Here is a 15,463-nt window from a genome sequence, read left to right as displayed (position 1 = left end):
AGATTATATTTTAAGACACTTTTGAAGAAAATTTATCAAAAAGTGTATTCATTTTAGATTCTACAAAACTATAGGTTGGTTTTTCTTTTCCAATGTACAAAATCATCAACGCATATTGTGTTGTAATGTTGTTAAAATATGAGTTTTTATTAAGCCTGTAGGCTTCTCTTAATAAGCGTTTTACTCTATTTCTATCTACAGCTTTTTTAAAATAACGCTTACTTACAGACACACCTGTTTTTGCTTTTACATTATCATCTAAAGGTGCTTCTAAAAAAACTAAACGCAAAGGATATGCCGAAACAGATTGACCTTCGGTAAATAATTGGTCAATAAGCTTTTTGCTTTTTAGTTTTTCTTTTTTGGAATAAGTAGTATTCATAGTATAGTTTACAAAAGTAACAATATCATTAACATAAGCTATGTAAAGTAGGTATGATAAAAATCATTTTTTAAACGCTTTACTTAATGTAACTTTCATTGTTAATACTTAAGAGTTTTTGCCATGGGAGATTTAAAAGTAATAAAGCTATCTAATAAAAAAGATAAGTCAGATTATATACATCAACTAGTTAAAGATATTGATGCTTTAGATATGATGATTGAAAAAGGGTTAATTGAAACTGAACCAATTAGAATAGGAGCAGAGCAGGAATTTTGTTTAATTAATAAAGAATTTAAAGCTAGTAATAACTCGTTAGAAGTATTAAAAGAAATTGATGACGCACATTTTACAACCGAAATAGGTAGTTATAATTTAGAGTTAAATCTAGATCCTTTTGAATTAACAGACGATTGTTTTTCTAAGCTTTCTAATCAGTTAACTACCTTATTAGAAAAAGCAAAAAAAGTAGCTGATAAACAGGAAACTAAAATACTATTAACAGGAATTTTACCTACACTAACTCAAAAAAACATTAGTGTAGATAATATGACGCCTATACAGCGTTATGCAGTATTAAATGAAGCTATTACAGAGTCAAGAAAACAAGATTTTAACATACATATTAAAGGTGTTGACGAATTAAACTTACTACACGACACAGTAATGTTAGAAGGTTGTAATACAAGCTTTCAAATGCATTTACAAATTCATCCAGATCGTTTTATAGATGATTATAATTGGGCACAAGCCATTTCTGGTCCTATACTAAGTGTATGTACCAATTCACCAATATTATTTGGAAAAGAGTTGTGGAGTGAAACACGAATTGCCTTATTTACCCAAAGTGTAGATACAAGAGCAAATTCTTTTACGCTTAACGAAAAACAATCAAGAGTAAGTTTTGGAAGCGATTGGACCTCTGGTTCTGTAACCGATATTTTTAAAGATAATATCTCCAGATTTAGAAGTTTAGTAACCTCTGAGTATATTAAGGATAGTGTTGAAATGCTTGAAAAAGGAGAAATCCCTAAACTTAAAGCATTGAGCTTACACAATGGAACAGTGTATAGATGGAATCGCGCTTGTTATGGTGTAGGTAACGGAAAACCTCATTTACGTATAGAAAACAGATATATTCCTTCTGGACCAACAGTTGCCGATGAAATTGCAAACATGATGTTTTGGGTAGGAGTTATGTTAGGTCGTTCAAAAAAGTATGACAATATCCATGAGAAGATGGATTTTAAAGAAGCTAAAGCAAATTTCTTTTTAGCAGCTCGTTATGGTATGGCTACTCAATTTTTATGGAATGGGAAATACATTAGTAGTCATCAATTAATTCTAGACGAATTATTACCAATGGCTTATAAAGGACTGTATAAAGCAGGTGTGTCTCCTAAAGATGTAGAGTATTATTTAAAAATGATAGAAAATAGAGTACAAGCAAGTACTGGCTCGCAATGGATGGTAAGAAATTATAGAACTTTACTTAAAACACAACGTCCTTTTGAAGCTGCACAAACATTAACTGCTAAACTTTATGAAAAACAAGAAAAAGGTTATCCTATTTCTAGTTGGAGTAATTTAGATGTTAATACAACTTTATCTAATACTGATAGAAAACTAGTAAAGCATAAAATGAATAAAGACATTTTCTCTGTTCGTAAAAATGATAGTTTAGAATTAGTACTAAATATTATGCGATGGAAAAACATCCATCATATGCCAGTAATTAATAACAAAAGAGAAATTATTGGATTGCTGTCTTGGACAGATTTAAAATCCATTCAAGATGATAAAGAAAAGCTACGTAAATCTGTAAAAAGTTTTATGGTTAAAGAAATAATTACAGCTAATCAATTTGACACATTAGAAGCTGCTAAACATAGAATGACCATTAATAATATTTGCTGTTTACCTGTAATAAGAAACAAAAAACTAATAGGCATTATTACCACAAACGATTTTTAATCTATGATAGAAGTGTATAGCAAAGCACTACAAGAAAGTATTTCTGTAGAACGCATCATTAAAAAAATTAAAGGCACACAAGAAGGACCTACCATGGTTTTTTTTGGCGGCATTCATGGAAATGAATCAGCTGGTGTATTTGCTTTAGAGAAGGTTTTAAAAACTATAGACCAAACCAATGTAAAAGGGACCATTTATGGTATAACAGGTAATTTAAATGCCTTGGAACAAGGTAAACGTTATATTGATGCTGATTTAAACAGGCTTTGGACATTTGACCAGTTGGCAATGTTAGATATGACGCCTAAAAAACACTCTGAAACTCAAGAGCAAATAGATATTTACAATATTTTAAAAGATATTTTAAAAACCGAAAAAGGGCCTTTTTACTTTATCGATTTACATACTACATCAAGTAAAACACTACCTTTTATTACTATTAATGATGCACTTATTAATAGAAAATTTTCAAAACTATTTCCTGTTCCAATTGTACTAGGAATAGAAGAGTATTTACATGGACCTTTATTAAGTTATGTTAATGAGTTAGGATATGTGTCATTAGGTTTTGAATCTGGACAACATAACGACAAAAAGTCAATTACAAATAATATAGCATTTATAAATTTAGCTTTACATTTTACAAGTGTTTACCAATCGGAAGAAATAGAGAAATACAAAAAACAACTGCAAAAAGCAGCTGAAGGATTGTCGGATATGTTTGAAGTTATACACTTACATCGCATATTAAATGGTGATACCTTCGAGATGCAATTAGGTTATAAAAGTTTTGAAGACGTAAAACGAGGTAATGTGTTGGCTTTATATAATAATGAAGAGTTAAAGTCGCGCTATAGTGGAAAAATATTTATGCCATTATATCAAGAAAAAGGAAAAGAAGGGTTTTTTATTATCAGACGTATTCGACCATTCTTTTTAAAACTATCGGAATGGTTACGCTACATAAGAGCCGACAAGTTATTTGTATTAATGCCTGGAATTACTTGGGAAAATAAAAGAAAAGAGGTACTTCGTGTTAATTTACTAGTTGCAAAATTTTTAGCAAAACCAATATTTCACTTATTAGGTTATAGAAGTAGGCAGTTAGATGCGTCACATTTAAGAATTTCTAACAGAGAACGTGCTGCGAAATTTAAAATGTATAAAAACGAAGCATGGTATAAATAAGCCTCTTCAAGTGAAGAGGCTTTTGCTATTTAATTTTTGTTATTGTATTTATTAATATCTGCCATTTTGTTTTCTGGATCAATAACTACACTTTTAATATTGGATTTAGGTACATTTATTACAACCTCATAAGTAGGATGTGCCCAAGCCCAATCTTCTAATATCACAGTATCTTTAGCAACAGGCTTTTCACCTCTCATAATGCGTAACGGAATATTAAAGTGTTGCTGAGTACCATCAACTAACTCTACTACAAAATCTATTGGCATTGGCATAAGTCCAATTCGTTCTATGGTTATTAAGGTGTTTTCGTCACTAGATGTTACACTCTTTACACCATAATCAATAGTATTGGTTGTTTGTGTCCAATCAATTAAATACCAATCAAGCTCTAAACCAGATACTTTTTCGGCACAACGTATAAAATCATTTGGTGTAGGATGTTTAAAAGCCCAAGTTTTAAAGTACAGTTTTAGTGTTTCTTTTAAATTATCTTCTCCAATTACATAACCTAATTGTGCTAAAAACACAGCACCTTTTCTATAAGATGAAGTGCTATAAGACTTATTAAGTTTATACCTATCGGCATGTGTGCTCATTGGTTGTTCGTCACCACTTAAAACTTCTTTAATATAACGTTTGTATGAGCCTTCTAAAGGATGGTTATCTTCAATACCTAACACTTCGTTTTCGGCAATAGTACAAATGTAATCTGTAAAACCTTCGTCCATCCACTCGTGTCTAGCTTCGTTTGTTGCCAGTAAAAACTGAAACCATGTATGTGCCATTTCGTGTGAAGTAACACTTACCAAGCTTTTAAAAGTACGATGTCCAGTAATAAGCGTACACATACCATACTCCATTCCGCCATCTCCTGCTTGTATTACCGAATATTGTTCATAAGGATATTTACCTATATGTTCGCTAAAAAAGGCCATTAGTGCTACTGTTTTTGGCTGTAAATCTTTCCAACGTTTTGCATACTTTTCTTCTAAATCATTTTTATATAAAAAGTGCAACATTGGACCATTAGGTACTTGCATTTTATCGTGCACAAAATTAGGGTCAGCAGCCCAAGTAAAGTCGTGTACATTAGGTGCTTTAAAATGCCATGTTAGTGTTTTTCCTTTGTGTTTTTTTAAGGGTTTTGTTTCGTAGCCATGACCAACTTCATCTGGATTTTGAAGGTAACCAGTACCTCCAACCATATAGTTTTTATCTAAGGTTAATTTTACATCAAAGTCTCCCCAAACACCATGAAATTCTCTTGCTATGTATGGATCTGCATGCCAACCTTCAAAATCGTATTCAGCCATTTTAGGATACCATTGTGCCATAGACAGTGCCACACCTTCTTTGTTGTTTTTTCCTGATCGACGAATTTGTTCAGGTATTTGACCATCAAAAGTCATTTCAAAAAGCACTTTTTCACCAGGTTGTATAGGTTTATTTAAAGCAACCTCTAAAACAGTTCCAACAACTTCAAAATTTAAAGCGACACCATTTTGTGATAAGCTGTTTACATTTAAAAAACCAATATCTTCTGGTGCTAAATGCTGAATTCGATCACCAATTTTATAACTAGGATCTAAAATAGTACGTGAACGTACGTCCATTTCGCTTTCAGGTTGAAAAGCATTAAAGTATAAATGGTAAAATACTTTTTGTAATACATCAGGCGAATTATTGGTGTAAACAAGTGATTGCGTACCTTGATAAGTAAAGGTTTCAACATCCACATTTACATCCATTGTATAATCAACATGTTGTTGCCAATAGCTTGTGTTATTGAATGCAAAAGCGCTATTAAAAGACAATGCAAAAATTGTTAGGAGCGTAAGTAAGTGCTTCATTATGGGAGTTCTAATTAATTACGTGTTATTTTGAAATTTTACTAGCTAAAAGTAATGCGTTATAAGCATTTACTATTTTACCAGATTTTGAAAGTTCTTTAAATTCTATTACTCTATTATTGGCGCCAACAACTACTTTAGTGTTTATTGGTGTACCAGAATCCATTATTATTTGTTTTACTTGAGCAGCAGTTAAGTTTGGATATTGTGAAAATAATAAAGCTGCAATTCCAGCTACAGTTGGTGAAGCCATAGAAGTACCTTTAGCAAACTCATAGCTATTACTTGGGTAAGTTGAATATATTTGAGTTCCAGGTGCAAATACATCTACATTTATTTTTCCAAAATTAGAATAGTCTGCTACCAATGTTGAGCCATATCTATATTCTGTAGCACCAACATTTATGAAATTATTTGATACTTCGGGACCATTATCTATTTGGTCATTAGGGAAGTTATTAAACTTATCGACATTTAAGCCTTCGTTACCAGCTCCAGTTACAATTACAACTTCGTGTTCTCCAGCATAAGCTATAGCATCTCTTACCCATTCGCTATGCGGAGAATAGTATTTACCGAAACTCATATTAATAACTTTTGCACCATTATTTACAGCATATCTAATAGCTAAGGCAACATCTTTATCGTACTCATCTCCATTTGGTGTGTTGCGAATAGCCATAATTTTTACATTATTAGCAACACCATTTATACCAATGCCATTATTGCGTTTTGCCGCAACAATTCCAGAAACGTGTGTGCCATGACTGCGTTCTTGAGTTATGGGTTTTACGTTATTGTTTCCGTAATTAGTGTCATTTATATCATTGGGATTATCGCCTACTAATTTTCTACCATCAAAGTTGAGGTTGAGGTGGTACTCTAAACGGTCAGAAAAGCCGTTAATATCTCTTTGCAATGCAGCTTTTAAATTGGCAATGGTTTCATGACCAAAACTAAATGCCATTTTAATATTGTCAATATGTTCTTGAAGCGACTTGTTTTGGGTTTTAATACCATTAATGTCTTGAAGTGTGTATTCTTTTTTATTTAAATACTTTGAAATTGCCTTATCTGATGTATCAATATCATTTAATAGCTTTAAATATTGCGATTTTAAATCGGTATATTTTTTTACTTGTCCATCATATTCAGATTTTGCTTCTGCATATCTTGGATGATTTGTATTGCCAGTTGCTAACAATCTTACGTATTCAAAACGTGTAAAGTTAGCATCTCCAAGAAAATTCCAACCATGAATATCATCGATATAACCATTGTTATCATCATCTTTTCCATTGTTAGGAATTTCATCTTCATTTACCCAAACATTTTGCCTAAGATCTTCATGGTCAATGTCAATTCCAGAATCGATAATAGCAACAATTACAGTTTTTCCTTTTCGTTTAATTAATTCACTATAAGCTTTATTTAAACTAATTCCAGGAATTGTATCGTTTACTAAATCAAGGTGACTCCACTCTTTTTCTTCGCTATCTGATAAGCTAGAGAATTTTATAGGTGTTTTATCAATTTTATCTTCTGGTGTAGATATAATATCCGAAGTTCCACCACAACTTGTTAATAATAGAGTTAGTGTTGTAAATACTAAATATTTTCCAAGTGTGTGTTTCATGTATTATAAGTCGAGAATATCATTGCAAGTATGTACTTCGTTTAAGCGCACACCTTTTTCAGTATGTTTAACTGTTATTATTTCATTGTGAGCATCGTGCTCTAAAAAGAGATAATAATTATTATCGGCAGCTGTATTTAAAAATTGCGCTTTTTCATCCAATGTTAATAAAGGTCTTGTATCATAACCCATTACAAAAGGTAATGGTAAATGACCTGCTGTTGGTAATAAATCTGCCATAAAACAGATGGTTTTTCCTTTATAGTTAATCATCGGAATCATTTGCTTTTCAGTATGTCCATTCGCAAAAAAGATATCAAAGCCTAAATCAGATTCTGTTAAGATGTTAGTTTCTGGTATTGAAGTAAACTTAAGCTGTCCACTTTCTTCCATTGGAAGGATATTTTCTTTTAAAAAGGATGCTTTTTCTCTATTATTTGGTTGCGTTGCCCATTTCCAATGGTTTTCATTACTCCAAAAATGTGCGTTTTTAAAAGCAGGTTCATAACCTGTTCTGTCTTTATTCCATTGCACACTTCCACCACAATGATCGAAGTGTAAATGTGTCATAAATACATCGGTAATATCATCTCTATGAAAGCCATATTTAGCCAAAGACTTATCTATCGTATCATTTCCCCAAAGGTGATAGTAACCAAAAAACTTATCACTTTGCTTGTCTCCCATTCCAGTATCAATTAATATTAATCGATTACCATCTTCTATTAACAAACAACGTGCAGCAATATCAATCATGTTGTTACTGTCGGCTGGATTAGTTCTTGTCCATAATGATTTAGGAACCACACCAAACATGGCACCACCATCTAATTTAAAATTTCCTGCGTTTATTGGGTATAATCTCATAGTAATGCAAATTAATAAAAGCTTATTAAAACTGCAGAAAGATTAACTTAATTTTTACTAGAAAGCATTAGGAAATAACTACTTCAAGCCTTTTACTAAAGTCTAATAGCGCCTTAATTTCTTTAATACTTGCTAGACGTTCTTTTTCGAAAATTAATAAACCTCTACCATTAGATTCTATATGGTAGTATGGATTACTTTCAAAAAACCTGATAACGTCTGTTGTAAAAGTTGTTTTAATAGCACCTTCGTCTTCACCTAATAAGTAAAACCTATTAGAAAAATCGGGATGGTTATCAAAAGGAATATCCTTAAAACCAGCAAGGGCATACATTTTTTCTAAAAATCCTTCTTTATCTAAAGTAAATGTTGGTAGTTCTTTGTCAAGTTCAATGTAAGCCATGGTTGTTCTTACAACTTCTTTTGCGATAAATTCACCTTCAGAAAAGGTAATATCAAAAAGTTTAAAATGTGATTTCCCATTAGACATTTGATTAAAAGTATGATCAATTTGTCTTGTTTTAAAGAATAAGAAGTTATCTAAAAAATAAGCTTCTTTGTTTTTAGATGTATTATAGTTTAATTCAAAATCTTGAGCGATTTCTTCAATTTGTGTTTGTCTTTTAGTAAGGTTGTTAGGTAAGATATTTGAAAACGGAATTAAACGCCTTAAAGCAAATGGATGCTCAGAGTCTGTTCCATGCATATCTAAACCAATAACTTCAAAATGGCCTCCACGTTTTGTAAATAATTCTTGATAATTGTTAAGGTTTTCCATTACTGTATGATCTACAAAATCACACATTGAAAAATCAACAATCACTTCTTGATTTTCAGGAATTGCATCTAACTTATTCTTTAGTTTATAAAAATTAATAAAGCTGCAGAAATGTTTTACACTTACAAAGTAATTTCCATCATCTTCTTTAAACATTAATACATTTGGTTTTAACCAATTTCTAAAAAATAAAGAAAAACTTTTATTGATGATTATATGAATAATAAACGTTGTTATTACTCCAAGTAGAATACCTTCTATTAGTCCTATTTTTAGGGTTGCAAGTAGGGTTACAAAGAAAATAATCAATTGTTCTTTTCCGATAGAAAATATTTTTTTAACCACATTTGGAGAGGCTAATTTATAACCTGTAAATACAAGGATAGCCATTAGCGCAGGTAGTGGAATGCGAGTTAACTGTGTGCTAAACAAAGCAATAAAAAGCACTAAGAAGAACGCATGAAAGAAATTTGCCGAACGATTGTTTCCGCCATTATTAACATTTACTGAGCTTCGTGCTATTACCGTTACAACATTTAAGCCTCCTAAAAATCCACTACCAATTGTAGCTAGCCCAAGAGCCTTCAAGTCTCTGTTAACATTAGATCTTCTTTTTTCAGGATCAAGCTTATCAACGGCTTTTATACTCAATAACGATTCTATACTAGCAATAAGTGTAAGGGTAATAACAATAGACCAGAATGCAGGACTTGCAATATGACTAAAATCTACAGTAGGTAAATTAGTAACAATAGAATTGAAATCTGGAATATTAGAAATCATATATCCAGAATCGATTGGATTGGGTTTTTGTAAAACTAATTCGTAGTAATAACTAAATATAATTGGAAATATAACAATCCACATTGGTGCTGGAATCAGCTGTAAATACTTGTTTCTAATTTTTGGGTAAAACACCATAATAGCTAGCCCTAAAACACCAGCAATGGCTGCATATGTTAATCCTGAATTATCATATGAAAAAGCACCAATAATGGTTTTTGGAATACCAAACAATAATCCTAAAACACTACCTTCTTCAACTATAACAAAATCTCCAATGGACAAAGAAACACCTTTTGTACCTTGGTTTGCCAACATGGTATGCGTTGATTTTGCTAAAATGATCAAACCTATAGCTGCTAGCATTCCTTGAATAGCTGATGAAGGAAAAAAATCGGCTAACTTTCCTAAGCGTAAGAAGCCTAAAATAGCTAATAACATACCTGAGCAAACGATTGCTGCTAGCACAACAAAATAGCCTTGTTGGCTAGCTGCTTCACCATCTAAACCGCTTTGAGTTGCATAAAATAAAACAGCTCCAGCTACAACACCAACCAAACTATTTCCTGGACCAGTAATAGTAACGTTACTACCACCTAAAATAGAAACGGTTAAACCTCCAATAACAGCTGTAATAATTCCAGCAATTGGAGGTGCTTCACTAGCCATGGCTAATCCAAGACCTAACGGAAGCGCAATAAGACTTACCACAAAACCAGAGAAGATGTTCTTTGGTAATGTTTTTAAAAAGTCTTTTAAGCTGTTTTTTTTAGGGCTCATTTATTGTACTATTAAAACATCAGTTGGTAATTCGGTTAAAATATGTTCGATATCATGAGGAAATAAACGATCCCAAAATGTCATTTTTGAAGGCGCATTCATAACTAATAAATCGGCTCTTACTACTTGTGCATAATGACCAATTGAGTAACCTCTTTTACCAAAAATAGGTTGTGTTTTTATGGTAATATCTGACAAATGGTCTTTTGGTAGTTCTTCAATGATTTTTTTAACCCTAGACTCTTCACGTATTTTTAAACGCTCTTTTAAAATTGTAGCTTGTCTAAGTGATTTATCATCGTCAACCTTTATTGAAACTTCTTCTTGACTAATCTCTTCAACAATAGTAAGTTTTTTAGAGTTTAGTTTATTAGCAACATAAAATGCTGTAGAAATTGTTTCTTGGGTTTTAGGATCTTCTAAACCATTTACAACAATATGGTTACATGGAATCCTATTAACCGAAGGGTTTATAAGTAATAATACCGAACATTTTGCTTGACGTGTAATTTTTCTAGCAATGGAACCCATGTAATACTTCAAAAAGTTTTCACGTTTTAATGCTCCTAAAATCAGTAAGTCAACATTTTGTTGTTGTGTTGTAGACAAAATAACCTCAACAGGATCACCAGTTTGAAATACAATTTCAAAATCCAAATTGTATTTTTCAAAAGGTTTTAAAAACTCTTGAAAGCTATTTTCTTTATCATTAGATTTCTCTCCAACATGAATGAGTATAAGCTTACAGTTAAATAAAACTGCTAACCGAGCAGCTTCATTGATGTTTGCTTCAAGATTTGGAGAGAAAGTAACTCCTATACCTATTGTTTTAAAGGGCTTTAGGCTCAAATGGTATATTATTTTTTGAGTTAGTCATTTAACTTTAAAACAGCCATAAATGCTTGTTGAGGTATTTCTACATTACCTACTTGACGCATACGTTTTTTCCCTTTTTTCTGTTTTTCTAAAAGTTTACGTTTACGTGAAATATCACCTCCGTAACATTTAGCGGTTACATCTTTACGTAATGCTTTTATGGTTTCTCTAGAGATAATCTTTGCTCCAATAGCAGCTTGAATAGGAATGTCAAATTGTTGTCTTGGAATTAATTCTTTTAGCTTTTCACACATTTTTTTACCAATTGTTTGTGCATTATCAGCATGTATTAATGCAGAAAGCGCATCTACTTGTTGAGAATTTAAAAGAATATCTACACGAACTAATTTAGAAACACGCATACCAATTGGATGGTAATCAAAAGAAGCATATCCTTTTGAAACGGTTTTTAATCTGTCATAAAAATCAAATACAATTTCTGCTAAAGGCATATCAAACGTTAATTCAACACGCTCTGGTGTTAAATAGGTTTGATTGGTAATCATTCCTCTTTTTTCAATACACAACGACATTACATTACCAACAAAATCGGCTTTAGTAATAATAGTTGCTTTAATATAAGGCTCTTCAACACGATCTAATCCTGAAGGGTCAGGTAAGTCTGTTGGATTATTCACAATAATTATTTCGTCTGGATACTTTTTAGTAAAAGCATGATAAGATACGTTAGGAACAGTAGTAATAACAGTCATGTTAAACTCACGCTCTAAACGTTCTTGAATGATCTCCATGTGCAACATTCCTAAGAATCCACAACGGAAACCAAAACCTAATGCTGCCGAACTTTCAGGTGTAAATACTAAAGAAGCATCGTTAAGCTGAAGCTTTTCCATTGATGCTCTTAACTCTTCATAATCTTCGGTGTCAACAGGATAAATTCCAGCAAATACCATTGGTTTTACATCTTCAAAACCTTCAATGGCATTTGTTGTTGGGTTTTTAGCGTCTGTAATAGTATCACCAACTTTTACTTCACGAGCATCTTTAATACCAGTAATTAGATAACCTACATCACCTGTTTTTATCTCTTGCTTTACAACTTGGTTAAGCTTTAAGGTTCCAACTTCATCTGCACCATAGGTTTTACCTGTAGCAATAAATTTAATTTGTTGATTTTTTTTAATAGAACCATTAATAACTCTAAAGTAAGTTTCTACACCTCTAAAAGGGTTGTAAACAGAATCAAAAATTAAGGCCTGTAAAGGTTCGTTTGGATTTCCTTCAGGAGCAGGAATTCTATCTATAACAGCTGCTAAGACATTATCTACACCAAATCCCGTTTTTCCACTGGCATGAATCACTTCTTCGGGATCACAGCCTAATAAATCTACAATATCATCGGTTACTTCTTCTGGGTTAGCACTTGGTAAATCAACCTTATTTAATACAGGGATAATTTCTAAGTCATTATCTAATGCTAAATAAAGGTTAGAAATGGTTTGTGCTTGTATGCTTTGAGCAGCATCTACAATTAGTAATGCACCTTCACAAGCAGCAATTGAGCGTGATACTTCATAACTAAAATCTACGTGACCAGGAGTGTCAATTAAATTTAAAATATACTCTTCACCTTTATAAGTATATTCCATTTGTATGGCATGAGACTTAATGGTAATACCACGTTCACGCTCTAAGTCCATACTATCTAAAAGTTGGTCTTGTTTTTCACGTTCGGTTACAGAGCCAGTATAATCTAAAAGTCTATCTGCTAATGTACTTTTTCCGTGATCTATATGTGCAATAATGCAAAAGTTTCTAATATTCTTCATGTATGCCTAATTCAGCGCTTTTGCTGTGAGTTTGCAAAAGTAAACAAAATTATATGATTATAAGTTTATAACTGTAGTATGTTGGTTATTATAATCTTCTTATCGATTTATGGTTTTACCGTAAGCGTATTTTAACTAAATATTATATGTTTGTAACGCAAACATTAAAAAACCAGAGAATTATCAATAAAACAATTTATTTATTATTTGCGTTTTTAAGCTCCACTTTTGCATGGTCTCAATACACAGTTAGAGGCGAAATTAAAGATGTTAAGGGAGAATCGCTTCCCTATGTAAATGTTTTATTATTAAAAGATCAAGATTCTACAGTTGTTTCTGGAACTTCTTCTGATGACAATGGAAAGTTTTTTATAGAAAATGTTGCTAAAGGCAGCTATATACTAAAATCTAGCTTTATTGGTTTTGAAACACATTACAAAAATTTTACTGTAGAAAGCGATACAAATGTTGGAATTATAACACTTGTAGAATCTGCCGAATCACTTTCTGAAATAGAGATTGTAGTAAAAAAACCTACGTTAAAACGAGAAGTAGATAGGTTGGTATTTAATGTTGAGAAAACAGCTTTAAGCGAAGGTAATATGCTTGAAGTATTAAGAAGCACACCAAGTGTACTTGTTTTAGACGACGCTATTCAGGTTAAAAATGTCAACCCAACGATTTATATTAACAATAGGAAAGTACATTTGTCATCTTCGGAGTTGGTTGAACTGCTTGAAGGTACTTCAGCAAGTAGCATTAAATCTATAGAAGTTATTACAAACCCTTCAGCAAAATATGATGCAGATAGTGGAGTGGTTTTAAATATAGTAATGGCAAAAAACCTTGTGACTGGTTATAATGGAAGTGTATTTGCAAACTATACTCAAGGTGTTTTCCCGAAAAGTAATTATGGAATTACAAATTACTTTAAAGGTTCTAAAATAGATGTGTTTGTAAACTATAACTATAACAATAGTAAAATTGATAGAGTTAATGATGAAGAGGTTAACTATCCAGATGAGGCTTGGAATACGCATTTAGATAGAAATACGTGGTCAGAAAGACATAATGTTGGGCTAAATATTGATTATAGTATTAACGATAATAACACCATAAGTTTAGCATCGAACGCACAATTTTTACCATATTTTAAATACTTAACCACAGGAATAACAAATATTGATGCAGATGTTAATGTGGTAGAAAGATTTAATTCAAACAACCTATCAAGAGATAAAAAGCATAACATTGGGTTTGATTTAGATTATATAAGTCAATTTAAGAACGACGCTCAATTATCATTAAATGCACACTATACTAATTATGACTATTCAAGAGATCAACGTGTTTTTAGTGATTATTATGGTCAAAATAATTTGTTTTTAGAAAGAACAGCATTTAATACAGCAGCAAACCAAGACACAGAAATTGTTACTGCGCAAGCCGATTTTTCGACACCTTTAGGAGAGCAATCATCATTAGAAATTGGAACAAAACTATCAAATGTTAAAACAGGCAGTGATATTTTACAAAACGATATCATTAATGGTGTAGAAGTAATTGATGTAAATAATTCTGATGCGTTTGACTACGATGAAAAAGTATATGCTGCTTACGCTAACTATAGCACAAACAGCGAAAAATTAAGTTTTAATGCTGGAGTAAGAGTAGAGCAAACTAATATTGAAGGAGAAAACACCCTAGAAAAGAATACACAAGATTATTTAGAGTGGTTTCCAACAGTAAGTTTAGGTTATCAAATTTCCGAAAAAGTTAATAGCTATATTAATTATAAAAGAAGCATACAACGACCTAATTATGCTAACTTAAATCCATTTCAATTTTATCTTAACGATAATACCATAGTAACAGGTAATCCAAACTTGCAACCTGTTTTTACTGATCATTACCTAGTAGGAACAACTTTAAATGATATGTTTACGTTTGAAGTTTACTATAAAAAATATGAAAACAACATTTTTGAGCTACCATTACAGGATAACGCAACAAACATCATAACCTATACGCCAGTAAATATTAAAAGCACTACTGAAATAGGATTTGATTTTGAAACATATTTTGATGTTACAGAAAGATGGTCATTATATTTTGGAAGCTCAACATATAACTACAAAGATGAAGGTGTTATTTCTGGAATTAATGTAGAAAGAGATAGATGGGCTAACTATTCTATTTTACAAAATGATTTTTCATTCTTAAAAGACAATAGTTTATCGGCTAGCTTATCTATAGTATACATTGGCGAAAATGTTCAAGGGCTCCAAATTGTAGATACACGTTGGGATACATTTTTGTCTATTAAAAAAACCATTTTAAAAGGTAAAGGAGTGCTTTCTTTATCTTGTAGCGATTTGTTTAATAAGCAAGACTATTTTGTAACGACTAAGTTCTTGGATCAAGATAGTAACCTTTTTATCAATGAAGATTCAAGGTACTTTAGGCTTGGTTTTAGATACAAATTTGGAAACACAAAACTATCTACAAATCAACGTTCTACTTCTAAAGAAGAAAGAGAAAGATTATAACCTACTC

General features: G+C 31.7%; 10 protein-coding genes. 3 read left to right on the top strand and 7 right to left on the bottom strand.

The window, feature by feature from the left end:
- Nucleotides 1-10: 10 nt before the first annotated feature.
- Entirely contained in the window at nt 11-382 is a 372-nt protein-coding gene (rnpA, locus tag ACLII3_RS06480) for a ribonuclease P protein component (protein ID WP_412987410.1), read from the bottom strand.
- A gap of 123 nt (nt 383-505) precedes the next feature.
- Between rnpA and ACLII3_RS06475 the strand changes: the two genes are divergently transcribed.
- Together ACLII3_RS06475 and ACLII3_RS06470 are read left to right on the top strand one after the other, a co-directional pair.
- Nucleotides 506-2,356 (top strand): CBS domain-containing protein, encoded by a 1,851-nt coding sequence (locus ACLII3_RS06475; protein ID WP_412987408.1) that lies wholly within the window; start codon nt 506-508, stop codon nt 2,354-2,356.
- A gap of 3 nt (nt 2,357-2,359) precedes the next feature.
- The gene (locus ACLII3_RS06470) at nt 2,360-3,544 is read left to right on the top strand and encodes a succinylglutamate desuccinylase/aspartoacylase family protein (RefSeq protein ID WP_412987407.1); all 1,185 of its coding nucleotides are present in this window, start codon (nt 2,360-2,362) and stop codon (nt 3,542-3,544) included.
- A gap of 29 nt (nt 3,545-3,573) precedes the next feature.
- Here ACLII3_RS06470 and ACLII3_RS06465 read toward each other — a convergent pair whose 3' ends face one another.
- From ACLII3_RS06465 to lepA, 6 genes are all read right to left on the bottom strand, one after another.
- Nucleotides 3,574-5,397: a M1 family metallopeptidase gene (locus ACLII3_RS06465; RefSeq protein WP_412987406.1), complete on the bottom strand. Its 1,824-nt coding sequence runs from the start codon at nt 5,395-5,397 to the stop codon at nt 3,574-3,576.
- 25 nt (nt 5,398-5,422) lie between these two features.
- Entirely contained in the window at nt 5,423-7,033 is a 1,611-nt protein-coding gene (locus tag ACLII3_RS06460; RefSeq protein ID WP_412987405.1) for a S8 family peptidase, read from the bottom strand.
- 3 nt (nt 7,034-7,036) lie between these two features.
- On the bottom strand, nt 7,037-7,900 hold the full coding sequence (locus tag ACLII3_RS06455) for an MBL fold metallo-hydrolase (RefSeq protein WP_412987403.1): 864 nt from the start codon (nt 7,898-7,900) through the stop codon (nt 7,037-7,039).
- Nucleotides 7,901-7,967: 67 nt separating this feature from the next.
- The gene (locus ACLII3_RS06450; protein WP_412987402.1) at nt 7,968-10,241 is read right to left on the bottom strand and encodes a SulP family inorganic anion transporter; all 2,274 of its coding nucleotides are present in this window, start codon (nt 10,239-10,241) and stop codon (nt 7,968-7,970) included.
- A complete protein-coding gene (locus tag ACLII3_RS06445; RefSeq protein WP_412987400.1) occupies nt 10,242-11,090 on the bottom strand; it encodes a universal stress protein in 849 nt (282 codons plus the stop codon).
- Between the two features lie 20 nt (nt 11,091-11,110).
- A complete protein-coding gene (gene lepA, locus ACLII3_RS06440) occupies nt 11,111-12,907 on the bottom strand; it encodes a translation elongation factor 4 (RefSeq protein ID WP_412987399.1) in 1,797 nt (598 codons plus the stop codon).
- A 146-nt stretch (nt 12,908-13,053) separates the two neighbouring features.
- On the opposite strand from lepA, the gene ACLII3_RS06435 reads away from it, so the two are divergent.
- Nucleotides 13,054-15,456 carry a TonB-dependent receptor domain-containing protein gene (locus ACLII3_RS06435; protein WP_412987398.1) on the top strand — a complete coding sequence of 801 codons (2,403 nt, stop codon included), beginning with the start codon at nt 13,054-13,056 and terminating at the stop codon, nt 15,454-15,456.
- Nucleotides 15,457-15,463 lie beyond the last annotated feature (7 nt).

Source organism: Pontimicrobium sp. IMCC45349, assembly GCF_047219225.1.
Taxonomy (GTDB): Bacteria; Bacteroidota; Bacteroidia; order Flavobacteriales; family Flavobacteriaceae; genus IMCC45349.
This window is presented reverse-complemented; position numbering and strand designations above follow the sequence as displayed.